Origin of the sequence: Pseudomonas sp. BN606 (assembly GCF_029873115.1) — a bacterium.
Taxonomy (GTDB): domain Bacteria; phylum Pseudomonadota; class Gammaproteobacteria; order Pseudomonadales; family Pseudomonadaceae; genus Metapseudomonas.
On sequence record NZ_SSOF01000063.1, the window covers coordinates 104,184 to 127,954 of the forward strand.

Genomic DNA, 23,771 nt, shown 5'->3' on the forward strand with positions numbered 1-23,771 from the left:
GTCGGTCAGGCCAGTGAGCCGCACTTCGGTATCGCCGAATACCCTGGTGCGGTTAGAAACCTTCATGAGCGACTCGGCGGTCATGTAAACGGTCGGTTCGCCTCGTCGCGCTACCCGGTGAGGCCTGTGGAGCTGGACTACCATCACCATTCCAGTCCCCACTCTCACCGACACCCCTGGAGGCCCCGCGCATGACTGATCGTTACTCCTGGACCCGTGAGATTGCAGACGACCGGGCCGTTGCCGGCGCCGCGTTGATCCCGGTCGAGCTGCGGGAAATGATCGACGGCCTGGATACTGGCGCGATCAAACCCTTCTACGCCGCCGTGGCCAATCTTGCCTTCTCGGCTGCCGACCAGTGCGAAGAGTACGACGGCTATTGCATTGGGCTGATCGATGCCGGCTACCAGCGCGGCGAGTTGGGCATCGTGGAGCGGGATGCACTGCGCAATTTCGTCATTTCCCTGTGCGCTGATCGAAAGGTCAAGCCGTCGGCGTAGAGAAACTTCTGTAGGAGCGAGCTTGCTCGCGAACAGTCCGAGCCTTCTTTATTCGCGAGCAAGCCCGCTCCTACACATTCGGCCACTCTGCCCCTCGACATATTTCACCCGCGATTGAAATCGCTCCCACAGGTAACCGATGAGTCAGCGATGGGGCGTGATCCCGAGCGTCTCGTGCTCCTCGCGACCATAGACGTCGTCCAGGCGGGTGATGTCATCCTCGCCGAGGTAGCTGCCGGTCTGCACCTCGATCAGCACCAGGGGAATCTTGCCCGGGTTGGAGAGGCGGTGGACCGACGTGATGGGGATGTCGGTGGACTGGTTCTCGGTGAGCAGGAACACCTTGTCGTCACAGGTCACTTCGGCAGTGCCAGATACCACTATCCAATGCTCAGCACGGTGGTGGTGCATCTGCAGCGATAGCCGACCGCCGGGTTTCACCGTGATGTGCTTCACCTGAAAGCGTCCGCCGGTGTCCACGGAGTCGTAGTATCCCCAAGGGCGATAGACCTGGCAGTGGTTCTCGACCTCGCTGCGGCCCTCGGCCTTGAGCTTCTCCACCAGCTGCTTGACCTTCTGCACGTGCTTCTTGCTGGCGACCATGATGGCGTCCTTGGTTTCCACCACCACCACGTCCTCCATGCCGATGATCGAGACCAGCTTGCCGTTGCCGTGCACCAGGCAGTTGTGGCTGTCCTGCACGACCACGTCACCCTTGATGACGTTGCCGTCGGCGTCCTTGTCATGCACGTCCCAGATCGATGCCCAGCAGCCGACATCGCTCCACCCTGCGTCCAGCGGTACCACGCAGGCGCGTCCGGTTTTCTCCATCACCGCGTAGTCGATGGAGTTGTCCGGGCAGCAGGCGAAGGTGGCCTCGTCGACATCGATATGGTCTTCGTGGCACTTGCTGCGTTCCAGAGCCAGCCGGCACGTGTCGTGGATATCGGATTCGTGCTTCTTGAGCTCTTCCAGGTAGCGACTGGCGCGGAACAGGAACATGCCGCTGTTCCAGAAGTAGTTACCGGACTCGACGAACTCCCGCGCGCGATCCGCATCGGGTTTCTCCACGAACTGGGCGACCCGGCTGATCCCCTCGGGCAACACCGGGTCCTGTTCGGAACGGATGTAGCCGTAGCCGGTTTCCGGCCGGGTCGCCGGTACGCCGAACAGCACCAGCTCGCCTAGCTCGGCAGCGCTGGTGGCGAGCACCAGGGCGTCGCGGAAGGCTTCGAGGTCTTCCAGCACATGGTCCGAGGGCAGTACCAGCAGTAGCTCGTCGCGCCCTTCGCTGATCAGTTGCATGGCGGCGATGGCCACTGCCGGTGCGGTATTGCGCCCGAAGGGTTCGAGCAGGACCGCATGGGGCGTGAGCTTCAGCGCGTCGAGTTGCTCCTGCACGATGAACCGGTGGTCCTTGTTGCAGACCAGGATGGGCGCCTGCATGCCGTCGAAAGTGAGGCGCTGGAGGGTCTGCTGAAACAGTGTGTACTCGCCGGTAAGGGCGAGGAACTGCTTGGGAAACTGTCGACGGGATAGCGGCCAGAGTCTCGAGCCGCTGCCACCGGAAAGCACAATGGGAATCATGGTTATCTCCTGCTGGTGAATTGCAAGTGCCTTACTGGGCTATGAGTTTTCAGTTGCTGGACAAGGGCCGCTTGACCCACACCGGAGCAAGCTTTCCGCTGCTACCGGTAACGTATAGGCACACCACTTCGCCGCGATTGAGCGCGACTGGTTTCAGGTCGCTGATCTTCTGGTCGCCGGCGAACAGGGCAAGGTTGACCTTGACCGGGTTGATCTCGCGGTCGCCGGAGCTTTGCGGTGCGACGTTCTCCACCACTGGGGTCTTGCCGTCGGCGGTTTTCACGCTGAGCGGCGTGTCGGAAAGGTTCTGCAGCCTGAGCAGGGCTTTCTGCTTGTTGCGGAACGGTTTTTCCTCCACCAGCCGGGGCTGCCCGTTGGGCAGATTGACCAGGGTGTAGTAGCGGTTCGCGCCAAGCTGGACCGACATGTTCTGGCTGCCGACCCGGGCGCTATAGGTGCCACCGGGAAGGAAGCTGAAGTCGGTGCTCGCCAGTGGACCGACATCTTCGAGGTTGGCCGTGCCGACCAGGGCGCTGACTTCCTGGTTGCTGGCGTTGTACAGGCGCACGAACGTCGAGCCTTTAGGGGCGGCGGGGCCGTAGAGGGCAGCGTCGTCAGCCTGGGCCTGCCAGCAGCACAGACTGGTCATTAGCACGGTGGCGATCAGGCGGGGATGGTGGAGCGGTTTCATGGTTGGTTTCTCCCAGGGAATACGGAGTCGGCGGTTGCGGTCTGGTGGTACCCGGTCGAACCGGCGGATACCAGCTGGGAGATCCATTCCCTTTCGAACTGGCTCAGGTCGGGGGGCATCGGCAGGTAGCGTTCCGGAAACTCCCAGATCACCCACTGCGGTGGAGCGTTCTTGAGCGCGTCGTTCTGCAGGTACTCGAGCATTGGCGGCAACGGCCCCTGACCGCTCTCGGCGAAGTCGAGGATGTCGCTGCCAAGGGCCTGACGCAGGGCGCCGAGGAAGTTCCAGTCGGGGTTGGCGCTGTAGCTGGTCCCGACCAGGGCCACGGGAACCCGGACATCGGCGAACAGCGCCGCAGAGGCGTCATTCGGGTGCGCGTCGACTGCATGGGTGGAGCGCGACTGGAGCTGGTCGGGAGCCGGCAGCAGGGCGCTGAACAGCGGGTCCAGTGGCAGGAACCGCGCCAGGTCACCCAGGTAGGGCTTGCTCGCCGCCTGTTGGGTGGTGAAGAGCTGGCGATCTCCATCGAGCGGTGCACTGCGTTGCACGGCTCGCGCGACTTCCTGGGCGACCAGTTCGGCCCCGTGGGGCGTCCAGTGGGTATCGGTACGCAGGAACAACAGCCCCGTGTCCTTCGCCGGCAGCAGGCTGGCCAGCAGGTCGGGGGCCAGGATATCGGCGTGCTGGGCGGCCTCGTGGAGGCGGTGATACAGCCCGAGCTGCTGCTGGGCGGGCTGTTCTTCGTCCAGGTATTCCGGGTAGAGGCGGGCCTTGGCCGGCACGATCACCAGCAGCAGTTTCACTCCGCGCTCGCTGAGGCGCTGGTCGATGCCCCGGATCAGCTCCAGGTTGGCCTCAATCTGCTGCTCGCCACGGGGTACGGGATTGAACTCTTCATCGCTGAACAGCCAGTCGTGACGACCCAGTACCACCCCCGGACGACCTTCGCCGAACAGGCTGTAATCGAGCGCTGCCCACAGGTTGGTACCCAGGCGTTTCAGTGGGAATTGCGCCTCGTAGTGGTTCTCCACCGCCTTGGCCATCTTGCCGTCATGCAGGGAGGCGTCGGGGGGCAGACGCAGATCCAGCAGTCCACGCACCGACCAGACGCCCAGGACCAGCAACGGGGCAAGGAAGAGGGCGATGTAGGCATTGCGGGAGAAGCGAATCATGGCGCCGCCTCAGAACTGGAAGTAAAGGAAGGGGGAGTAGCTCTGCGCCGAGAGCTTGAGTACCGAGGCGCAGAACAGCAGGAGCAGGAGCGGGCGCTGTACCGCGCCAACCCAGGCGAGCGCGCGCTCACCCAGGGCGCGTGGCGGTACGAGAGGCACCTGGTCGGCGGCGGTTTGGGCCGCTACCTTCGGCGCGCCATGAGCCAGGGGGCGGGTGTAGAAGTCATGCAGGCCGAACAGCGCCAGGCTGGCGTAGGCGATAAGCAGGGTGACCAGCTGCAGATCGGTGAAACCGACCCGTCCGAGCTCCGACAACTGCCATGCGCTGAAGCCGAACATTGCCTGGTACATGCGTCCGGCGACGTGCAGGTTCTCTGCACGGAACAGAACCCAGCCGAGGATCACCAGGAGGAAAGTGAAGGACCATTTCAGCGGGTTGAAGCGCCGTGGCGCGGCGTCGACGCCCAGGGCTCGTTCGATGGCCAGCCAGGTGCCGTGCCACGCGCCCCAGAGCACGAAGGTGAAATTCGCGCCGTGCCAGAGACCACCCAGCAGCATGGTCAGGACCAGATTGCGATAAGTCTGGAAGGTGGTGCCGCGATTGCCGCCGAGACTGACGTACAGGTAGTCCCGCAGCCAGGTCGACAAACTGATGTGCCAGCGCCGCCAGAATTCGGTGATCGACTGGCTGATATACGGCTGCTTGAAGTTTTCCAGGAAGCGGAAGCCCATCATCAGGCCAAGGCCGATGGCCATGTCGCTGTAGCCGGAGAAGTCGAAGTACAGTTGCGCGGTATAGGCCAGTGCGCCGAGCCAGGCGTCGGCTGCGCTGGGGTTCTCCAGTGCAAAGCAGTGGCTGACCAGCGGCGCCAAGGTATCGGCGATGAACACCTTCTTGATGAAACCCTGCATGAAGCGTGTGCAGCCCTCGGCGAACTTGTCGACGCTGTGGGTGCGGTGATGGAACTGACCGGCCAGGTCGCGGAAGCGCAGCACCGGGCCGGCAATCAGGTGCGGGAAAATCGCCACGAAGGCCGCGAAGTCGATCAGCTTGTGGGTCGCCGGCGTGTCTCCCCGGTAGACGTCGATGATGTAGCTGATGGACTCGAAGATGTAGAAGGAGATACCGATCGGCAAGAGGATGTGGGTGAGCACGAAGGGTGCCATGCCGAGGCTGGTGATGATCACGTTGAGGCTGTCGACGCCGAAGTTGGCGTACTTGAAGTAGCCGAGGACGCACAGGTCCACCATCACGCCCAGGGTCAGCCAGTGCCGGGCGGGTCTGGTGCGCGCCCCGGCGGAACCGATACGCAGTCCGATCCAGTAGTTGAATACCGTGACCACCGCGAACAGCGCCAGGAAGTCGACCCGCCACCAGGCGTAGAAGAGGTAGCTGGCGATCAGCAGCAGCAGGTTGTGAAAACGCGGCCCGCTCAGGTAGTACAAGCCGAGAAAGGTCGGCAGGAACAGGAACAGGAATACGTTGGATGAAAACACCATCCGCGTTTCCTCCATTGAAGAACTGTCAGGGCCAAGCGGCCCACCCGTTTCTCCCCTGGTTCAAGGTGTTGCGCCCGTCGCTCCTGTGTTGCGATCGGGTTACTGCTGTCTGTGCCACGTCCTTCGCCGCGCCCGCCGTGCGCAGCCCCGTGACGGTCAACCGTTTTTCGCTTTCTCCGCCGCCTGCGGATCGAACAGCCGCGTCAGGTCTCCGCCAAGGCGGAAGTTCATGAGCGGCTGCATGGAATGCTTCCACTTGAGGGTTTCGTCACTGCAGCGGTAGAGCGTGCAGTAGGGTTCCAACCAGGTGAATTTGCCGTTCTCCTTCAGCTCGCCTACCGATTGGCCTTTGCCGGTCTTGTCTGCGAAGACCTCGGGGTTTTCCACACCCTGCATGACCCGCTCGGCGAGCCGGCGCAACGCGCCGTTGTGGTCCTCGCGCAGATCGACGCCATTGGCCTTGGCGAACGCCGCGACCATTGTCAGCGGTGGCAGGCTGTAGTTGTGGTAGGCGAGGGCGCGCTTCTGCCGCCTGAGTTCGTTGGGCAGGAAGCCGTCGGGGTCGACCTGGCCCGCGGCGACCCGGAACTGCGCCACCGACCAGTCGAACAGGTCACGGCGGTCAGTCGCCACGGCGCTCGCCATGACCGACCAGGCGGCCCAGTAGGAGTGGTTGTTGATCTCCTTGAGTGGCAGGTCGCTCCAGTCCTTGACGGTCTGCTCGGCCAGCCTGGCGAACCAGGCTTCGATTTGCTGGCTCTGCAGGGCATAGGGCGCCAGCGGCCGCGAGCTGGAGAACTTCAGGCGCAGCCAGGCCGAGGCCATGCTGCCCAGGGCCCATTTGCGCATGGATTTGCCCGTGTGATTGAACTCGGTGGAAAGAAGGGCGCCGGCCTTGGACCAGTCGCCGAGCCACTGCAGGGTGCATTGCAGGCTTTCAGGCTTGCCGTCGCGCATGAATCGCATCACCTGCTTGTTGACCCCGCGTTCCAGATCGTTGATGGCACGGGTCTTCTCGCGAAAATCCTTCTCGGCTTCGGGGTTCAGCGTCGCCCGGGCCTTGTTCGAGCCTTCGTACTTGCTACGGAACACCAGGGCTCCGGTATAGGGAGAGGGCGTTTCCTGGTCGCACTTTCCGGGTTCGCCCTTGCGCTCCTTCTCGATGGCCGCGTAGTAGCCGGGAGGCGGCACCAGTCCTGCTCCCAGAGTCGCACCCGAGGCCAGCAGGAGAGGGAGGAGAAGGAACAGGCCCGTTGCGCGCATCATGACGTCCTCAACGTTCCGCCTGGGCGGTGTGCTGGACCGGGCCGGCGTTGCGGTTTCGCTGACAGACCTTCACTTCCACTTCCTGCGGTGGGCTGCCGGCAGGGGGGCCTTGCAGCTCCAGGGAGAGCAGGATCATGTCGGCCCAGTCCGAGTCGGTGCGCAGCTCGAAGGCGAAGCGTCCATCGGTGTCGACCGTCTTGGGCTTGTCGAGCTTGAGGGTTTCGCGCCGGCCGTTGAGGTGCCAGAGGGTAGCCTGGAGGGTTTTCACCGTGGGATCGGCGTAACGCACGTCGATCTGGTACTGCCCATTGCGCACGTCCTTCAGACCGCCATCGCCATTGACCAGTACCTCGTTGGTGCCCGGCCGCAGTTTGGTCTTCGCTGACATGACCGCCGGTTTGCCAACGCAGCCGTTGTCGAGCATGGCGAACAGCTGCCGGTAGGTGCTTTCCTGGTCTAGGCGATAGAGCGGCGAGAATTCCCAGATGACGATCTTCGGTGGATTCTCGAGGAAGTCCTTGCTGCCCAGCATCTGCAGCATGGCTCCTTCCAGGCCACCGCCAGGAACTGCGGCGTTGTAGATATCGGCCTGCAGGTATTCGGAGAGGAAGCCGCTGAAGTTGTAGTTCTGTGCGCTCTGGCTGGTGCCGATCAGGAATATCTGGGGATGCCCGGCATCGCTGAACATTGCGTCGCCGTCGCTCGAGTCCTTCGGCTCGGTGGCGAACTGGTCCATGTATTCGATGGCATAGCTGCCGCCACAGAGCTGGCTGGCGACGTTGTGGAGGGTGCCTTTCTTGCCCATCCGGCCAACCACCTTGCTCTCGAACTCGCGCTTGGGTATGCCCTTGTAGGCAGGCATCTGCTTGATCGTCTCGGCCACCAGTCTGGCGGTACGTTGCGCACCATAGGGTGTCCAGTGCTGGTCGCCGCGGAAGAAGAAGGCGGGGGTCTGCTGCTCATCGGCCAGCACCGAGAGGTCGGGCACGTGGTAGCCCATGTCGCGGAAGCGACCGAGCATGGCCCGGTAGTTTGTCAGCGCGCGCTGGTACTGGAAGCTGGCCAGCTCCGCCGGATTGAGCTTGTTGCGATTGACCAGACCACGGGTCGGTTGATAGACCACCACCAGTTCGATGCCCTTGCGCGCAAAGGCGTCGTGCAGCTGCTTCAGGCGCCGGTAGCCAGCGGATGTGGTCTGGAACTCCGTGCGCAAGTCCTCGCGCGTGCGGAACAGCCAGTCGCCCTGGGCTTCTACCAGGGTGACGAAGTTCTTCTGATAGTTGGTGGTGTAGCGACTGGCATCGTGCGCCGCCGGACAGAGACTGCAGCAGGGCGCGGCATGGTAGACGGGGCCCTGGGCTTGTACCGTGCCGGTCGCGGCAAGGAGCAGGAGAGCCAGCGGCAGGTGCATCGATTGGCTTGCGTTCATGGTGCTCAACCTCAGGGTTGAAGTTTGGTCCCACTGTCCACCAGGTCTATCCGGACGGCTTTGCGCTGGCGTACCAGCAGATCGAGGATTTCTTCCTGGCGTTCGCCGAGGATGCCGCTGAAGGTAATGCCCGAGGCCTTGTCCGGCATCGACATGTCCACCCGATACAGTTCGAGGGACAGCGGTGTATCGACCGCCAGCGGGCCACTGCCGTTGCCGGCAAGCTGGCCGCCGACCACGACCAGCGACACCTTGGTTTCGTAGGGGTCGAGCTTGAGGTCGCGGTGCTGGCCGGTGAGGTCCTTGATATGCCCGTACACGCCGCTCAGGCCATTGCCGAGGACGAGGTTCTCGTACAGGCGGATGTTCGCGCTGTTGCGGAGGCGAACGCCGTGGCGATCGTTGCCGACCACCTTGTTGCCCCACAGGAGATTGTTCGAACTTTCGTAGAGGGTGATGCCGTCGGCGTGGTTCTGGAACACCTCGTTGTAGGCCAGCACGTTGTTGGTGCTGTTGCGGTCGAGGACGATGCCGGAAATCTTGTTGTCGAAGATCTGGTTGTTGAAGATCCAGCTGTCGTTCACCTCGCGGGAGACGATCAGACCGTGCTTCTTGCGGGTGCCGGAGATGGTGTTGTGGGCGATGATCAGGCGATGTGAACGGTCGTGGGGGTCGATGCCGTAGACCAGGTTGTCGCGGTAGGTGTTGCCCTTGATCACGACGTCGTCGGCCTCGAAGCAATAGAAGCCGAACCACATGTCGCTGAACTCCGAGTCCAGCAGCCAGGCGCTCGGCGCGGTGCGGCCCATGCGCTTGCGCATGGAAGGCGTGTACTGGGAAATGCTCAGCCCATAGGACTTCTCGCCGCTATAGCCAAGGCTGCTGAAGCGGCTCTTGACGATGTAGGTCTCTGTTCCGCCCCAGGACAGAAGGAAGGGGCGGAATTCCTTGTCCTTGCGAAATGCCGATGGGCCGTTGGCTTTTTCATTCCAGCCGATGAGGGTGCTATCAGTCACGAAGAGCTTGCCGTCGTTGACCAGGAACGCGCCGCGGTCCTGGGACAGGCGCAACGTCTTCCCATCGATGTGCAGGGTGGCGCCGCGGGCCACGACTATGGGCAGGCGAGCCAGGTAGGTGTCGTCTCCGATGGCGCGGAAATATTGCTTGGGGAGCTTCTTGGCCAGGGTCGCCAGATCGGCGTAGCCGCCTTCGATGAAGATCGCCTGGGGCATGCCGCCCTGGCGCCTGACCCATTCGGCCAGGCGGTTTTTGCCACCGACGAACTGCTTGAGGACGGGTTGCCGCAGCATACGGCGTACGCCGATGCGGCCGGGCTTGTCTCGCTGGATCTTGTCCTGGACGGCGTTGGCGGTATAGCCGGATAGGTCGGGCAGCGCAGGTGCGCTCAGGTTCAGCCGCTCCACGGGGGAACTGGTGACGGTGTACGTCTTGGCCGCCGGGGCGGCCTTGCCGGAATTTTTACTGGACGGGGAGCTCGGTGACGCGGCCAACACGAGGCTGGTCAGCAGCGAGCCGACCAGCAGGGGTAAGGCCAGGGAGCAGTAAACGCGCCACCGGCTGTTCATTCATTGCCCTCCCGTCAGAAGCGCCAGATCACATCCACGAAGGCCCGGTGCATGCTCGAGTCGACTCCGCTGCCATCGTAGGCATCGCCAGCGAAGAACAAGCCGCCACGGAAACGCACCAGTGCCGAAGGTTCGTCGATTGCCTGGCTCATGGATTCAGGCAACAGGCCTTCCTTGAAGTACTTGGTGAGCACCAGGTCGACCTCCTGGCCGATGTCCTTGTCGTCGGAGGTCAGCGCGGCATTGATGCCACTGTCACCCACCGGCTGGTCGCCATCGGCGCGCCAGAAGCGGTGGTACACCAGGCTCGCGTCGTACTCGTCGCGCAGCTGCCAGGAACCGAACAGGGTCGCGACCTGCAGGTTGCTCAGCTCGCCACGGAACGCCTCGCCGAAGCGGTGCACCCGCGAACGCGTGCCGGTGAAGCTGTTGCGGTTGCTTTCCAGACCGGTCTGCTGGAAGTTCTCGTCGCCATCATCACCGCCGCCACTGCCGCGTGCATAGGCAACGCCGGCCTGCCAGTTGGGATCGAGGCGGAAGCGCACGCCAAGGTCGGTGCCCCAGGCGCTGACGTCGGCACTTTGCTTGCCAGTGGCGATGGGCTGGCCGCCGGGGCCACTGGTGGTCAGCAATTGGTCGCGGTCGCCATCCAGCCAGATCACGCTGGCCCAATAGTTGAACGTCTGCTCGTTGCGCCAGTTGAAGGCATCGCTGTTGGCTTGCAGGCCAATCCAGGTCAGGTCACCCGTGGTGTCCTTGTCCAGCTCGTCGACCTCTTCGCCGGGGCTGCGCAGGTCGCCGTCGTCATGGCTGTAGTGGACGTTAAGGCCTACCCAATGACCGGGTGTCCATTGCGAGGCGATGTCGCCGTAAACGTGCAGCCGGTCCTCATCCTCCGGCGCCAGCTCGTCGATATCGGTGCGGTATTCGGAGAAGCGCTCGGCCAGGCCGAGGTGAGCGCGCAGCAGCGTGGTGTCGAAGGTCCAGTTCAGCGCTTCGATGTTGGTGTCGCGCCACAGGCTGTCGTCATTACGCAGGCGCTGACGGCCAAAGCGCATTTCCTCGCCAGGGTAGGCGGTAAGGCCGGAGTAACCGATCCAGAACTCGCGCATGGCCAGGTAGCTGTCGTCGGCCTGGCGGTCATTGTTGCCGCCGCCGCTGTCCTCTTCGAGATCAGCAGTTTGAAGGGTGTCCGTTTCGATCGTGTCGGTGGCCGCGACGGCTTGCGCCATGGCGTAGGCGCTCCAGTCGCCGCGCTGGAAGAAGAGCCAGGGCCGCACGTCGATACCTATGCCACTCACATCACCGCCATTGCGGGTGCCAAGGTCCCGGTCGTCTTCCGACTGGGCAGTGACCTTCACATCGACTCCAAACGGTTTGTCGGGAGCTTCCGCCCACGCAGAAGCGCCGTGTATCAGCGGAAGTGCCAGGCCAACGCGAATCCATTGTTCTAGTTTCATGGTCTATTCCAATTGGGGACGAAGGTCGGTGGAGAGTCCGACGGCTGTCAGGCTGTCAGTAAATCTCCCCATCTGCAGCAGCACGTAGCATAGTGCCACCCCCTCGAAACTGCTGTTCTTCTTCGAGTTTCTTCTGTGCATCAGTTCTCTGGATTGGCGAAAGCTGCTGCTCCAGTTGCACGACCAGTTCTGGCGCCTCGGCCCTTCCGGCCTGCACCGCGAGCTTGCTGAAAACATAGGCGTTGACCAGGTCGGGCTGGACACCACGGCCCTGGCTGAACATCTGCGCCAGTGCGTAATCGGCGCCGGCATGGCCGCTGCGGGCGGCCCTCAGCAGGTGCTCTAGCGCTTTGTCCGGTTCGACCTGGCCCAGGAAGCCGCGTCGGTAGATCTGGCCCAGGTAGTAATCAGCGCTGGGCTCAGTGGCTGCGGCCTTGAGCAGGTGCTGCTCAGCCTTGGCCGGGTCTTGTGGCACCAGCTTGCCCTCGTAATAGAGCTTGCCGAGCAACAGTTCGGCGCGCGGCGATCCGGCCGCGCGGCCGCGCTCCAGGTAGTCCAGCATCTGCTCGACGTCTCCCGCCTCCGGGGACTCGTACATCAGTCGGGCGAGGCTCACCCAGGCCTCCGGGTAACCGGGGGCGATGGGTTCGAGCAGAGCCTTTGCAGATTCCATGTCAGGTGGCCCGAGCGTGGGGTCGGTCATTACGCGCGCAACCGCGTCGAGCCGCTGCGGTGGCACACGGCCACCGCGGTAGGCCTCCTGCAGTTTGGTGATCAGCGCATGCTGTTTTTCCGGCTGCCCGCGTTTCTGGTACACCGTGGCCAGCTCGACGTAGCAGGCATCCTCGACCGCAAGCTGGGCCTCGCAGATGCGTTCGATTTCGTCGAGATGCTGGTCGTAGGTTCCCTGGGCGCGGTACAGCAGTAGTTGCGCCAGCTCTGCCTGTGGCTGGCCGTCGGCGCGCCACTGACTGACCTGCTGCTGCACATTCACCTCGGGGAAGGTCTGCGGATGCTGGACGTAGAGCACCGTCAACGGCAGCACGGTATTGCGCTCGCCTGCGGCCATGGCGTCCTTGAGCAGGGTTTCGGCTTCGCGCTGTTCGGCCAGGGTGGCGCCGGGTTTGCTCGCCAGCAGGCGTCCCAGACGGGCGGCGGCACGAGGCGAGTTGGCGGCCGCCTGACGGTAGGTAGCCTCGGCGGCGCGTAGCTGTTCCGGGTCGCCGGATTGAAGCTGGATATCGGCGAGTCCCACTTGGGCGTCGGTGTAGCCGAGGTCGGCGAGCTGGCGATAGTTCTGCAGGGCGGTTCCAGTATCACCCCGCGCCAGGGCCTCCTGAGCCAGGCGCTGGTCTGGAAGCCCGCTGCAGCCTCCCAGGGCAAGCGCCCCGAGTAGCAGCAAGGTTGTCTGCGCGCTATTCACGACTGATATCTCCGACAAGCCTGGAGGAGCGAACTTCGTCCATCAGCCAGGCAAATGATGGGCCACGGCTGGCGCTGACCTCCACCGGCCTGCCGACGAGGCTGTTGTCCAGCGGCTCGTCGGGCTCGATTCGTACGCGGATATCGGCCGTCAGGTCATTGCTGCGGGTGGGGTTCAGGTTGCTGCTGGTCACGCGGCCGGTGCGTGGCTGACTTTCACCGGCCACCGTGAAGTTGATGCGGCTACCCGGTGCCACCGCATTCAGCTTGGAATAGGGGAAGAGCGCTTCGACGCTGGCGAGGCTGCCGCGTTGGGCCAACTCGAAGACCACATCACCCTTGCTCGCGTACTGTCCGTCGGCCACCAGTTGGCGCACGAGAGTGCAGTTGCAAGGGCTGGTCAGTGTTCCCTTCATTTGCTGGCGCAACAGCTCTTCGATGCGCGCCGGCTGGATGTTGTTGTTCAACTGGCCCTTGAGGAGCTCGAGCATCGAGGTGTTGAAGGTGGCGATGGGGGCACCCTTGGTCACCATCTGGCTCTCGCCGATCAGGCTCTGCACCACGCCTTCGCGCGGCATGGTCACCTGGACGCTGGGGACGCTGACCTTCGCGGACAGCGCATGGGTGATGAAGTAGAGCTCGTAGAGGGACTTGCCGATGAAACCGAACGCCGCGATGCCGATGGCCAGTACTGCCAGACTGAGGATCAGCGCCTTCATCCGACCGAGTACGCCCAGGCCCTTGCGTCCCTTGTCCCTGCGGGCCGGGCTGAAGTTATTGCGCTGCAGAGTGGTCAGCAGCTCGCCGACGCTGACCAGCTCCCCGGACAGGTGTGCCGTAATCAGGTGGCGCAAGGTGGCGATGTCGCGCGGATCGAGGTTGTGGAACTGGCAGCCGACCCGGCCGCTTTCGTCGGCAATCGAGCGAACCTGGAACTCAACTGGCATGGTCAACCCCAGGTTGTCGATGTTGAACACCAGCATGCCCTTCAAGTGATCACCGATCGCCAGGGTCGGTTTGGTCGCCAGGAAGCTGAATCCGCCGGCTGAAAGCTCCAGCAGGACGTGCTCGACTGCTGGGTGATTCCTGGCAGCGAAGCGAATCCTGGCGGGTATCCGCACACGGGCATGCTGTCGCTGGATTTCCGATTCATGTACGACGTTGAGGGCGGTGTTCATTGAGGTCTTCCTATTCCATTGGATGGCTCATACCACCAGCAGCAGGGTGGCGACGAACAGGCTTGCGGCCGAAAAGGTCATGGAACGCGATGACCAGGTGTTGAACCAGTTCTGGAAGCGGCCCAGCTCGCGATTCAGCGTGGTTTGCTGGCGCGTCCAGGATTGGCGGTCGAGGTGGAAGAACACGTAGATCTTCACGACCGCACCGACCACCTGGTTGTAATAAAGAAGCAGGGGATAGGCGGGGCCGATGTGGTGTCCGGTGACCGAAAGCAGCAGGGTCAGGATGAGCCGTGTCATGCCGATCCACAGCAGGTAGATCAACAGGTAGACGATGCTGTACTTGAGGCTGGCGATGATTGCCACCGTCAGGCCGAGCAGGCAGGTCCACATGGAAATGCGCTGGTCGAGCAGCACGACACTTGCGAACCAGCCGAGTTTTCTCGGACCGAGCATCATCGCCCGTGAGTTCTGCCGCAGATTGTTGCCGTACCAGCGGAACATCAGTTTGCGGGTCGAGTTGAAGAAGCTTTTTTCCGGCGGGTGCTCGACCGTGTTGATCGCCGCATCCGGCACGTAGAAGGTCTCATAGCCCAGGCGCATGAGGCTGAACCAGCTGGACTTGTCGTCGCCGGTGAGGAAGCGGAAACGCCCAAGGCGCCAATGCTCGAGGTGATCGTTCTCCACATCGGCGATGAACTCCGGGTTGGTCACCACCGTGGCGCGAAATGCGGACATCCGCCCGGTCATGGTCAGCACGCGCCGTGAGAGTGCCATCGAGCACATATTGAGGTGGCGCTGGGCGAAGCGCAGCTTGTGCCATTCGCTCATGAGATAGCCGCCGCGGACTTCACAGAACTCGTTCGTGGTGAGCCCGCCGACTTTGGGGAACAACCGGAAGTACGGCACGGTCCTGGCGAATACACCGGGTTCGAGGACGCTGTCGCCGTCTACAACCATCACTACCGCCTCGTCATCCGGCAGGTGTCGCGAGATGGCACGAAAGCCATTGGCCAAGCCATCGCGCTTGCCGGTGCCGGCGATGCGCACGAAGTGCAGGTTGATGCAGCTCGGCGCGGCGTAGCGGGCCCACAGGCTCCTTATGAGCAGTTCATCCGACAACTCGACGATGGAACAGACCAGGGTCACCGGGTGGCCGTAGGCGATGGCTTCTTCGATTACCGAGCGGTAGACCTGGGCGGTGGTCAGGGCGTCGATGCGGAAACTGGTGACCAGGACGCACACGTGAGGCGGGGTGGATTTGGCCATGAGCCGGAGCGCCCGGCGCCGATAGCGGGGAAAGAAGACATAGAGGAAGAGAGTGCCTCGCACGAAATGCACGAAGCCCATGGAGTAACGCCAGATACCGACAGCCCCGAGCAGCAGGACGAAGTCCCTGGACAGGGGGTCGAACAGGGTCTGGGGAACGGCCAGGGCCAGACCCATGAGCAGGCTGAGATAGAACAGCCAGCCTGCGGTATTGATCAAACCCTGCGTGAGCCTCTCCATTGTCCATATCCATGAGCTGGTTCAGACAAGGCGAACTGTCGTGTCGCCTGTTGGTTCCTGGCCGTGCCGCAATGTTCAGCTGGAGGAAAAAAACCTGCAGGCCTGGCGCCGGGCGTTGCGGTCCACCTCGGGCAACCTGCAGATCCCAATGCTTCGACGGCGGCGGTGCACACGCATGGCCAGCTGCGCGCATCGCCAGCGTCGTGACTTCACCAACAGATGCCTTCGCTACAGTCGTTACTGGTGTGCTCCATGAAGCCAACCAGATCGACCACGCGCTTGCCCTCGGGCACCTGCCGGGCAAGCGAGCGGAAACGTTCGTCTCCGTTGCCGAGCACGATGACCTGCGCGTGGGCGATGACCCTGTCCAGATCGCTGTCGAGCAGGGAGGACACATGGGGAATCTTCGACTCGATGTAGTCCTTGTTCGCTCCGTGGACCCTGGCGTACTCGACGTTGGAGTCGTAGATGCGCAGGTCGAAGCCCTTGCCGATCAGCATCTCGGCCAACTCCACCAGCGGGCTTTCGCGCAGGTCATCGGTACCGGCCTTGAAACTCAGGCCCAGCAGGGCGACTTTGCGCTTGTCGTGGGCGGCGATCAGGTCGAAGGCATGCCGCACCTGAACGTCATTGCTATGCATCAGCGCGCTGATCAACGGCGATTCGACGTCGAGTTGCGCGGCACGGTAGGCAAGGGCGCGTACGTCCTTGGGCAAGCAGGACCCACCGAAGGCGAAGCCCGGACGCATGTAGTACCTGGACAGGTTGAGCCGTTGGTCCAGACAGATCACGTCCATGACTTCGCGGCCATCGACACCCACCGCCTTGGCGATGTTGCCGATCTCGTTGGCGAAGGCGACTTTCGTCGCGTGCCAGACGTTGCAGGTGTACTTGATCAGTTCCGCGACATCGATGCTCTTGCGCACGATGGGGGCGTCGAGCTCTTTATAGAGAGACTCCAGTATGTCGCCGGAGTGACGGTCCAGTTCGCCGATGACCGTCATTGGCGGCAGGTTGTAATCCTGGATCGCCGTGCTTTCACGGAGGAATTCGGGGTTGACCGCGACACCGAAATCGACGCCGGCCTGTTTGCCGGAGCAGTCCTCGATGATTGGAATCACCACGTTCCTGACTGTGCCAGGCAGCACGGTGCTGCGCACGACTATGGTGTGGTAATCGGCCTTGTCGCGCAGTGCGAAACCGATTTCACGGCAGACGGCTTCGATGTAGTTGAGGGAGAGGTCGCCATTCTTCTTGCTGGGCGTGCCAACACAGATGAGGGATACGTCGCTTGAGGAAATTGCTTCGAGTACGTCGACGGTGCCGCGCAGGTTGCCGCTATGGGTGCCCTGTTGCAGGAGCGCCTGCAGCCCCGGCTCGACGATCGGTGATTTGCCCTGGTTGATCAGTTCCACCTTGGTGGAAGAAACATCTACACCTATAACTTGATGACCCCGCGCCGCCAGGCAGCCTGCACAAACCGCCCCGACATAACCGAGTCCAAAAATGCTCAGTCGCATTTCCTATTCTCCTTGTTTTACTTATCGTGCCATTCAAGTGTCTCGCGCCGAACAAGGTTCAAACAAAAACGGAAAGCCTGCGCAGTTGTCGACAAGTCCGTGCGCACAATATGTTCCTGTTGCTTGGGGGAAGTAATAGGGGGCCGAAATGCGCTGCTGCGACATGACTGCGTGATATTGCACAGTCGACGCGACGCAATGCTTCATTTCATTTACTGAGCCATATTACTTGTTGGTCTTTGCTTCGATCTCTTGGTAAGGCGTAAGGCTATTCCCTCTAGTGGTTCTGTGGGTGGGGTCCAGTTATGGATATGTGAGTGAAGCAGGCGCCGCAAAGTTCAGGCCGTGTGTCGTTGTTCTTAAAACAAATCGCTATGGGGGATAGTGCTGGAGGGCAGGGAAGATGGCCGACGTTTCTAGTGCTCGCATACATTCGAGAGTGATTTTAAAGGCTCTCTAAAGTACATCATTTATTATTTGGCGCCATAATTAGGGCGCCATTTGGTTGCGCCGATAAAATTCGCTATCGCATATGGCTAGAGCGAACTTGAGTGAAGGCTATAGTGCGGTATGTATCTTTTCTGAAACAACTTGCGGGTGCGAGTTCAATCACAGCAAGTGCCAACAACTAGCCGGTTGTGCGCCTTTGTGCGAGTAGTTCGCGCCGACGAGCGCTGGGCGTCATGATGAACCAGCGACGGCAGGCGCGATTGAAGACGCTTTGTTCGCTGTAACCGAGCATGCCGGCAACCTGTGACAGGGGAATATCGCGCTCGGTCAGGTAGAAGTCCGCGCGTTCCCGGCGAATATCCTCCACCAGTTCCTCGAAGCGGCAATCCAGTTCGGCAAGCTGCCGTTGCAGGGTGCGTTCGTGCAGGCCAAGTTGCTCGGCCACCAGGGGCAAGCGGCACTGCTGCGTTGGCAGGAGGCGAAGTATCAGCCGGCGGACCTGTTCCAGCAGATCCGAGGAGCCCAGCAGATGAACCTGGCTGAGGTACTGCACGAGGGCGCGGTGCAGGGCAGGATCGTGCTTTTCGATGCGCTGGGTGAGTTGACGCTCGCTGAACACCAGCGCATTGCAGGGCTGGCCGACGTATGCCTCGCACCCGAAGTAGCGGCGGTAGCGCGACAGCGACAGCGAGCTGCTGCCCGAGAGCTGTACCGCGCGGGCGCTGAAGGTCGGTCCGCAAAGCAGCTTCATGGTGCTGTATGCCACGCCCATGGCCAGTTCCACCATCTGCCGCTGGGGTCCACGCATGCGCAGTTCGATGACCAGTTTCGGCGCGTCCGGTTCACTGCGGTCCAGATCGAGATGGACGCCAGAGCTGTGGTAACCGATGAAGCGAACGATCTCGGCCAGGGCATGGCCAACCGTGACTGCGTTGCGAGCAATCAATGCAATCGGGCCGAGCACTGCCAGGTTCTGGTACTCGGCCATGCGCAGACCGAAATCGGGGCAGTCCAGTTCCTCGGCTGCATATTCCAGCAGGTCGATGAGGGAGCGGAAGGGGACTCGCGCATCCTCGTCATCGAGCAGTTCCGGGCGGATGCGGAAGCGCGAAAGGAGGAGGGCTGGGTCCTGTCCAAGCTGACTGGCCAGCTCGCGGAATCCGCCGAAAGAGGTGGTTCTGATGAAAGGTTCCATGTCGCCAAAGATCAATTATCTGTCATGAAAGATCAATCTTTGCTTTGTCGAACCGTCAAAAAATCCCATGGCTACTCCCCACTTCGGAGCGACCCATGGAATTCGACTACATCATCGTCGGTGCCGGCTCGGCCGGCTGTGTGCTGGCCAATCGTCTGAGTACAGACCCCAGTGTTTCCGTGTGTCTGCTCGAAGCGGGGCCACGCGACTGGTCCCCCTTGATTCATGCGCCAGCCGGCGTCGCCGCCATCCTGCCCACCCGTCACGTCAATTGGGCGTTCGAAACCGTGCCGCAACCGGGCCTGGGCAATCGTCGCGGCTACCAGCCACGGGGCAAGGCGCTCGGTGGCAGCAGCTCGATCAACGGCATGATCTACATCCGTGGCCACCAGAGTGACTACGACGAATGGGCCGCACTGGGAAATTCCGGCTGGTCGTTCGACGAAGTGCTGCCGTACTTCCGCAAGAGCCAGATGCATCATCGTGGAGCCAGTCAGTTCCATGGCGGAGAGGGCGAGCTCTATGTGGGACAGGTCGAAGCCCACGCCGCCACTCACGCCTTCATCGAAGCCGGGCAGAAGGCCGGCCACCGTTACAACGCCGATTTCAATGGTGCCGAGCAGGAAGGCATCGGCCAGTACGACGTGACCATTCGTGAAGGCCGTCGCTGGAGCACGGCGACTGCCTTCCTCACGCCCATCCGGGAATCCCGTGGCAACCTCACCGTCCTGACCGGCGCCCATGCCGAACGCATCCTGCTGGAAGGCAAGCGCGCCACCGGCGTGCAGGTGCGGATCAAGGGGCGCTCGCCGATCATCAAGGCGCGCCGGGAGGTGCTGCTCACCGCCGGTGCGTTCGGCAGCCCGCAATTGCTCATGCTCTCCGGTATCGGCCCCGAAGCCGAACTCAAGCCGCAGGGCATCCCGATTCAGCATGAAATGCCCGGCGTCGGCCAGAACCTGCAGGACCACCCCGACGTCGTCCTCGGCTACCAAAGCACCGATAACTCGCTGATGGGCTATTCCCTGGGTGGAAGCCTGAAGATGGGCGCTGCCCTGGCTCAGTACCTCGCGCGCAGACGCGGTCCGTTGGCAAGCAACTTCGCCGAGGGCGGTGGCTTCCTCAAGACGCGCGAGGATCTGATCCGCCCGGACATCCAGCTGCATTCGGTGGTGAGCCTGCTCGATGACCACAACCGCAAGTTGCACTGGGGCCACGGCTTCAGCTGCCACGTCTGCGTCCTGCGCCCGAAGAGTGTCGGTCGCGTCGGACTGCAGTCGGCCGACCCGAGCGTACCGCCGCGCATCGATCCCAACTTCCTCGGCCACGACGATGACGTGCAGACCCTGCTCAAGGGCTACCGCATGGCGCGCGAGATCGTCGCGCAGGCGCCCATGTCGCGGTTCGGCCTCAAGGACAAGTTCAGCGAAGGCCTGCACAGCGACGAGCAGCTGATCGAGTTGCTGCGACGCCGTACCGATTCGATCTATCACCCCGTGGGCACCTGCCGCATGGGCAACGACGAGTCCGCGGTGGTGGACAGCCAGCTGCGCGTGCGCGGCGTCCAGGGCCTGCGGGTCGTGGACGCTTCGGTCATGCCGACCCTGGTCGGCGGCAACACCAACGCCCCCACCATCATGATCGCCGAGCGCGCGGCGGAATGGATCGCGCGTCCCTAATAACAACAAAGAGGAAGCATCACATGCACCGTCCCTTGAAACGTCTCACGGCCGCTGGCCTCTGCTTCACGCTGCTGGCCAGCGCAATCGCCCAGGCCGCTCCGGCGCCCGCCAAGCCGGCTACGGAAACGACCCGGACCGCGAATCAGGCCGTGCTGGAGAAACTGCCTTTCGCCAACCGCCAGGACTTCGCTGATGCCGAGCGTGGTTTCATCGCCAAGCCTGATACCCTGACCATCAAGGACGCCAGCGGCAAGGTGGTCTGGGACCTGGAGAGCTACAAGCAATTCATCGCGCTGGACAATCCGGCCCCCGACACCGTCAACCCCAGCCTCTGGCGCAACGCCCAGCTCAATCTGCAATACGGGCTGTTCAAAGTGACCGACCGCATTTACCAGGTGCGTGGCTACGACGTTTCCAACATCACTTTCATCCAGGGTGACACTGGCTGGATCGTCTTCGATCCACTGCTGAGCAAGGAAACCGCGAAGGCCGCCTACGACCTGGTCACTCAGCACCTGGGTAAGAAACCGGTGATCGGCGTGGTTTACAGCCATTCGCACATCGACCATTTCGGCGGCGTACGCGGCGTCGTCGACGAGGCCGACGTGAAGGCCGGCAAGGTACGAATCGTCGCGCCTGAAGAGTTTCCCGAGTACGCAGTCAGCGAGAACGTCATTGCCGGCAACGCCATGGCCCGCCGTGCGGTGTACATGTTCGGCGCGCTGCTGCCACGTAATGCTCAGGGCGGCGTCAGCGCCGGACTCGCACCAACCGTATCCGCTGGCACCACGACGCTGATCCAGCCCACCGAGTTCGTTTCGAAAACCGGCCAGGAGGTGACCATCGACGGGGTCAAGATGGTGTTCCAGATGACGCCGGGCACTGAGGCTCCGGTGGAAATGCACACCTGGTTCCCGCAGTTCAAGGCGCTGTGGATGGCCGAGAACACGACCAACACCATGCACAACATCGTGACCCTGCGCGGCGCCCAGGTCCGCGATGCGCTGCAGTGGTCCAAGTACATCGGCGAAGCCATCGATCTCTATGGCGACAAGGCCCAAGTGAAGTTCCAGAGCCACCACTGGCCGGTCTGGGGCAACGCGCAGATCGATGAGTACCTGAAGAAGCAACGCGCCATCTACAAGTACATCCATGACCAGACCGTGCGCATGATGAACCAGGGGCTGACCAGCGAGGAGATTGCCGAGGCGATCAAGCTGCCGCCGGAACTGGAATCCTTCTGGCCGGGTCGTGGCTACTACGGCACCCTCAAGCACAACTCCAAGGCGGTCTATCAGCGCTACATGGGCTGGTACGACGGCAACCCCGTTAATCTCGACAAACTTCCGCCTCAGCCGGCGGCGAAGAAGTACGTGGAGTACATGGGCGGCTCGGCCGAGGTGCTGAAGAAGGCCAAAGCCGACTTCGCCAAGGGTGAGTATCGCTGGGTGGCCGAAGCGGCCAAGCAGGTCGTGTTCGCCGAACCGGACAACACCGAAGCGAAGAACCTGATGGCCGATGCGTTCGAGCAGATGGGCTATCAGGCCGAATCCGGCCCGTGGCGCTCGGTCTATCTACAGGGGGCCTTTGAACTGCGTAATGGCGTGCCGACCCTGGGCAACACCGTCACCGCCAGCCCGGACGTGATCCAGGCCATGACCCCGGAGATGCTCTTCGACTACCTCGCCGTACGCCTCAACGGCGAGCGCGCCGCAGGCAAGAAGCTGGTGCTCAACTTCAACTTCACCGACCTCGGCAAGAGCTACGCCCTGACCGTGGAGAACGGAGTGCTCACCTACGAGCCGAAGGCCAGCGACAAGTCTGACGTCGGCCTGACCATGCGCAAGGGCACCCTGGAAGACATCCAGCTGGGCAAAGCGACTCTGGAGCAGAAGGTGGCGTCCGGCGAGTTGAAGTTCGATGGTCGCCAGCAGGCCTTTGGCGAGTTCATGGGACTGCTCGACAAGTTCGACTTCTGGTTCAACATCGTCACGCCATGAGACTCACGACACTCGGTCTGGCGACGCTGCTTTGCAGCGTCGCTCCGGCCAGCCTGGCCTGCGGCTACGACGGCATGGCAATGGACCTGAGCCTGGCGCACCCGGCTTCACTGGATGTGGCCCTTGCCGTCAACCAGGCCTACCAGGACAAGCTGATTGCCAAACCGCTGCCGCTGCCCGGTGGCTTCGGCATGCGTCGCGCCCTCAAGGCACTGGAGCGCGTTGCCAGCACGCTTCCTCCCCGTGGCGAAGACTTCAGCCTGTTGCTGGTGGAGCCGGGACTATGGACACGCTTCGAACTGCGCGATGGCCGCTGGCAGTTCACCCCGCACACGTCCGCACCAGCTGCTGGAGAGAATGCAGTGATAGTAGGGGAGGGCGCACTGCTGGCGATAATGGCTGGCAAGTTGGCAGCCCCGCAGGCATTGGAGCGCGGCCTGGTGCATGTGGAGGGTGAACGGCTGAAGGCGATGGATTGGCAGTCGGCTTTCGCAGACACAGGCGCGGACTGACGGCATCGCCCCGGGCGGTCGGTCCGCTGCGGGGCGACGTCAGCGGAAGGAAGAAGAGTAGCCCGGCACGTGTGGTCGGCTCGCCGCTGATTCCAGCCAGGAGGTAAAACACTGGTCACCGTTCGTCCATTACTGGAAAAAACATGAAACCACCAGTGGCGCTTCTCACTCAGTGAGAGTGTCAGTCTTGCGGACATCTTTCCCGATTTGCCAGGACGGGTAGTCAGTTTGGTCGGGCCATGTAAGCGGGCGAGCGCACGACGCGATTTTCGCTTCGCTCGCTACTTGTGGAGGTGCATATGTCCAGGAAGCCCCCGACCAACTTGGCCTCATTCCTCAAGGGAATGCACTTTCCCGCGGGCAGGACACAGATGATCGAGTACGCACGGCAACAGGGGGTTCCCCCGAAAGTGATGGAGGCGCTGGAAAGCCTGCCAGATCAGGAGTACCAGAGCATGGTGGACGTGATGCAGGGTTACTGCGCCGCGGAATGACCGACGTCGCGCCATCGCGCGGTGAGGCTGGGAAAGTCGCGGGAGCGCTCCGCCAAGGAGAGCGACGTGAGAACACATGTTGTGCATTTCACGGCACCGATCAACTCGCACACCTGTGGCCAGTTGATCGACAAATGTACCCAGGCCATCCAGCAGGGCGCCGACGAACTGGTGATCAAGATCGCAACCATGGGCGGCGAGTGCAGCTATGGGTTTTCCATATATAACTTCCTGATCGCACTGCCGGTGCCGGTCAAGACCCATAACCTGGGCACTGTGGAATCCATGGGGAACATCATCTTCCTCGCCGGTGAGCACCGGACTGCCTGTCATTACAGCAAGTTTCTCTTTCATCCCTTCCACTGGACCCTGAACGGTGCGGTAGACCACGCGCGAATGTCCGAGTATGCGATGAGCCTCGACTATGACCTGCAGCTGTACGTCAGCATCGTCGATGAGCGTACGCGTGGCGCCGCTTCGCCACTGAACGTCCTGGAATGCCTGACGGCGTCGCCGAAGATTCTCGATGCCCAGGACGCGCTGGATGCGGGACTGATCCACGCCGTGGACGGTCTTGAAATGCCTGCGGAATCCGTGAGCTGGTGCGTGCATTCCTGA

The 23,771-nt window shown here is 62.3% G+C and carries 19 protein-coding genes; 6 read left to right on the forward strand and 13 right to left on the reverse strand.

Annotated elements, in window-relative coordinates; all coding sequences use genetic code 11:
* Window positions 1-191: 191 nt before the first annotated feature.
* The gene (locus E8E75_RS11610; RefSeq protein WP_280358831.1) at window positions 192-500 is read left to right on the forward strand and encodes a hypothetical protein; all 309 of its coding nucleotides are present in this window, start codon (window positions 192-194) and stop codon (window positions 498-500) included.
* A 144-nt stretch (window positions 501-644) separates the two neighbouring features.
* Here E8E75_RS11610 and E8E75_RS11615 read toward each other — a convergent pair whose 3' ends face one another.
* The 13 genes from E8E75_RS11615 to E8E75_RS11675 all read right to left on the reverse strand — a co-directional run bounded on the left by E8E75_RS11615 (window position 645) and on the right by E8E75_RS11675 (window position 18,465).
* Complete coding sequence (locus tag E8E75_RS11615) at window positions 645-2,087, reverse strand: mannose-1-phosphate guanylyltransferase/mannose-6-phosphate isomerase (protein WP_120651051.1); 1,443 nt, start codon at window positions 2,085-2,087, stop codon at window positions 645-647.
* 49 nt (window positions 2,088-2,136) lie between these two features.
* A complete protein-coding gene (locus tag E8E75_RS11620) occupies window positions 2,137-2,736 on the reverse strand; it encodes an alginate O-acetyltransferase AlgF (protein WP_256661021.1) in 600 nt (199 codons plus the stop codon).
* A 38-nt stretch (window positions 2,737-2,774) separates the two neighbouring features.
* Complete coding sequence (locus tag E8E75_RS11625) at window positions 2,775-3,950, reverse strand: alginate O-acetyltransferase (RefSeq protein ID WP_120651053.1); 1,176 nt, start codon at window positions 3,948-3,950, stop codon at window positions 2,775-2,777.
* 9 nt (window positions 3,951-3,959) lie between these two features.
* Window positions 3,960-5,450, reverse strand: a complete 1,491-nt coding sequence (locus E8E75_RS11630) for an MBOAT family protein (protein ID WP_280358833.1) — start codon at window positions 5,448-5,450, stop codon at window positions 3,960-3,962.
* Between the two features lie 156 nt (window positions 5,451-5,606).
* A complete protein-coding gene (locus E8E75_RS11635; protein WP_120655196.1) occupies window positions 5,607-6,713 on the reverse strand; it encodes a mannuronate-specific alginate lyase in 1,107 nt (368 codons plus the stop codon).
* 10 nt (window positions 6,714-6,723) lie between these two features.
* Entirely contained in the window at window positions 6,724-8,145 is a 1,422-nt protein-coding gene (locus E8E75_RS11640; RefSeq protein ID WP_120651055.1) for an alginate O-acetyltransferase, read from the reverse strand.
* Window positions 8,146-8,156: 11 nt separating this feature from the next.
* Window positions 8,157-9,731, reverse strand: a complete 1,575-nt coding sequence (algG, locus tag E8E75_RS11645; protein ID WP_120651056.1) for a mannuronan 5-epimerase AlgG — start codon at window positions 9,729-9,731, stop codon at window positions 8,157-8,159.
* Window positions 9,732-9,745: 14 nt separating this feature from the next.
* A complete protein-coding gene (locus tag E8E75_RS11650) occupies window positions 9,746-11,191 on the reverse strand; it encodes an alginate export family protein (protein WP_153920029.1) in 1,446 nt (481 codons plus the stop codon).
* A gap of 55 nt (window positions 11,192-11,246) precedes the next feature.
* A complete protein-coding gene (gene algK / locus E8E75_RS11655; protein ID WP_280358836.1) occupies window positions 11,247-12,614 on the reverse strand; it encodes an alginate biosynthesis TPR repeat lipoprotein AlgK in 1,368 nt (455 codons plus the stop codon).
* Window positions 12,607-13,791 (reverse strand): PilZ domain-containing protein, encoded by a 1,185-nt coding sequence (locus E8E75_RS11660; protein WP_120651059.1) that lies wholly within the window; start codon window positions 13,789-13,791, stop codon window positions 12,607-12,609. Before E8E75_RS11660 ends, algK begins: the two co-directional genes overlap by 8 nt.
* 27 nt (window positions 13,792-13,818) lie before the next feature.
* Entirely contained in the window at window positions 13,819-15,300 is a 1,482-nt protein-coding gene (locus E8E75_RS11665) for a glycosyltransferase family 2 protein (protein WP_280358838.1), read from the reverse strand.
* A gap of 209 nt (window positions 15,301-15,509) precedes the next feature.
* A complete protein-coding gene (locus E8E75_RS11670; RefSeq protein ID WP_280358840.1) occupies window positions 15,510-16,820 on the reverse strand; it encodes a UDP-glucose/GDP-mannose dehydrogenase family protein in 1,311 nt (436 codons plus the stop codon).
* 628 nt (window positions 16,821-17,448) lie between these two features.
* Complete coding sequence (locus tag E8E75_RS11675; protein WP_280358843.1) at window positions 17,449-18,465, reverse strand: AraC family transcriptional regulator; 1,017 nt, start codon at window positions 18,463-18,465, stop codon at window positions 17,449-17,451.
* Window positions 18,466-18,560: 95 nt separating this feature from the next.
* Here E8E75_RS11675 and E8E75_RS11680 point away from each other — a divergent pair, with 95 nt between their 5' ends.
* From E8E75_RS11680 to E8E75_RS11700, 5 genes are all read left to right on the forward strand, one after another.
* Entirely contained in the window at window positions 18,561-20,144 is a 1,584-nt protein-coding gene (locus E8E75_RS11680; protein ID WP_280358844.1) for a choline dehydrogenase, read from the forward strand.
* Between the two features lie 23 nt (window positions 20,145-20,167).
* Window positions 20,168-22,147, forward strand: a complete 1,980-nt coding sequence (locus tag E8E75_RS11685) for an alkyl sulfatase dimerization domain-containing protein (RefSeq protein ID WP_280358847.1) — start codon at window positions 20,168-20,170, stop codon at window positions 22,145-22,147.
* Complete coding sequence (locus E8E75_RS11690) at window positions 22,144-22,659, forward strand: hypothetical protein (protein ID WP_120651065.1); 516 nt, start codon at window positions 22,144-22,146, stop codon at window positions 22,657-22,659. Before E8E75_RS11685 ends, E8E75_RS11690 begins: the two co-directional genes overlap by 4 nt.
* Window positions 22,660-22,958: 299 nt before the next feature.
* On the forward strand, window positions 22,959-23,153 hold the full coding sequence (locus E8E75_RS11695) for a DUF2795 domain-containing protein (RefSeq protein WP_120651066.1): 195 nt from the start codon (window positions 22,959-22,961) through the stop codon (window positions 23,151-23,153).
* 66 nt (window positions 23,154-23,219) lie between these two features.
* Complete coding sequence (locus E8E75_RS11700) at window positions 23,220-23,771, forward strand: ATP-dependent Clp protease proteolytic subunit (protein WP_280358851.1); 552 nt, start codon at window positions 23,220-23,222, stop codon at window positions 23,769-23,771.

What these genes read in the sequence shown, in the direction of transcription:
- E8E75_RS11695 (WP_120651066.1), top strand. Translation starts at nt 22,959, where the DNA reads ATGTCCAGGAAGCCCCCGACCAACTTGGCCTCATTCCTCAAGGGAATG.
- E8E75_RS11680 (WP_280358844.1), top strand. Translation starts at nt 18,561, where the DNA reads ATGGAATTCGACTACATCATCGTCGGTGCCGGCTCGGCCGGCTGTGTG.
- E8E75_RS11690 (WP_120651065.1), top strand. Translation starts at nt 22,144, where the DNA reads ATGAGACTCACGACACTCGGTCTGGCGACGCTGCTTTGCAGCGTCGCT.
- E8E75_RS11670 (WP_280358840.1), bottom strand. Translation starts at nt 16,820, where the DNA reads ATGCGACTGAGCATTTTTGGACTCGGTTATGTCGGGGCGGTTTGTGCA.
- E8E75_RS11685 (WP_280358847.1), top strand. Translation starts at nt 20,168, where the DNA reads ATGCACCGTCCCTTGAAACGTCTCACGGCCGCTGGCCTCTGCTTCACG.
- E8E75_RS11650 (WP_153920029.1), bottom strand. Translation starts at nt 11,191, where the DNA reads ATGAAACTAGAACAATGGATTCGCGTTGGCCTGGCACTTCCGCTGATA.
- E8E75_RS11620 (WP_256661021.1), bottom strand. Translation starts at nt 2,736, where the DNA reads ATGACCAGTCTGTGCTGCTGGCAGGCCCAGGCTGACGACGCTGCCCTC.
- E8E75_RS11665 (WP_280358838.1), bottom strand. Translation starts at nt 15,300, where the DNA reads ATGGAGAGGCTCACGCAGGGTTTGATCAATACCGCAGGCTGGCTGTTC.
- E8E75_RS11610 (WP_280358831.1), top strand. Translation starts at nt 192, where the DNA reads ATGACTGATCGTTACTCCTGGACCCGTGAGATTGCAGACGACCGGGCC.
- E8E75_RS11635 (WP_120655196.1), bottom strand. Translation starts at nt 6,713, where the DNA reads ATGCGCGCAACGGGCCTGTTCCTTCTCCTCCCTCTCCTGCTGGCCTCG.
- E8E75_RS11615 (WP_120651051.1), bottom strand. Translation starts at nt 2,087, where the DNA reads ATGATTCCCATTGTGCTTTCCGGTGGCAGCGGCTCGAGACTCTGGCCG.
- E8E75_RS11625 (WP_120651053.1), bottom strand. Translation starts at nt 3,950, where the DNA reads ATGATTCGCTTCTCCCGCAATGCCTACATCGCCCTCTTCCTTGCCCCG.
- E8E75_RS11630 (WP_280358833.1), bottom strand. Translation starts at nt 5,450, where the DNA reads ATGGTGTTTTCATCCAACGTATTCCTGTTCCTGTTCCTGCCGACCTTT.
- algG (WP_120651056.1), bottom strand. Translation starts at nt 9,731, where the DNA reads ATGAACAGCCGGTGGCGCGTTTACTGCTCCCTGGCCTTACCCCTGCTG.
- E8E75_RS11640 (WP_120651055.1), bottom strand. Translation starts at nt 8,145, where the DNA reads ATGAACGCAAGCCAATCGATGCACCTGCCGCTGGCTCTCCTGCTCCTT.
- E8E75_RS11660 (WP_120651059.1), bottom strand. Translation starts at nt 13,791, where the DNA reads ATGAACACCGCCCTCAACGTCGTACATGAATCGGAAATCCAGCGACAG.
- E8E75_RS11675 (WP_280358843.1), bottom strand. Translation starts at nt 18,465, where the DNA reads ATGGAACCTTTCATCAGAACCACCTCTTTCGGCGGATTCCGCGAGCTG.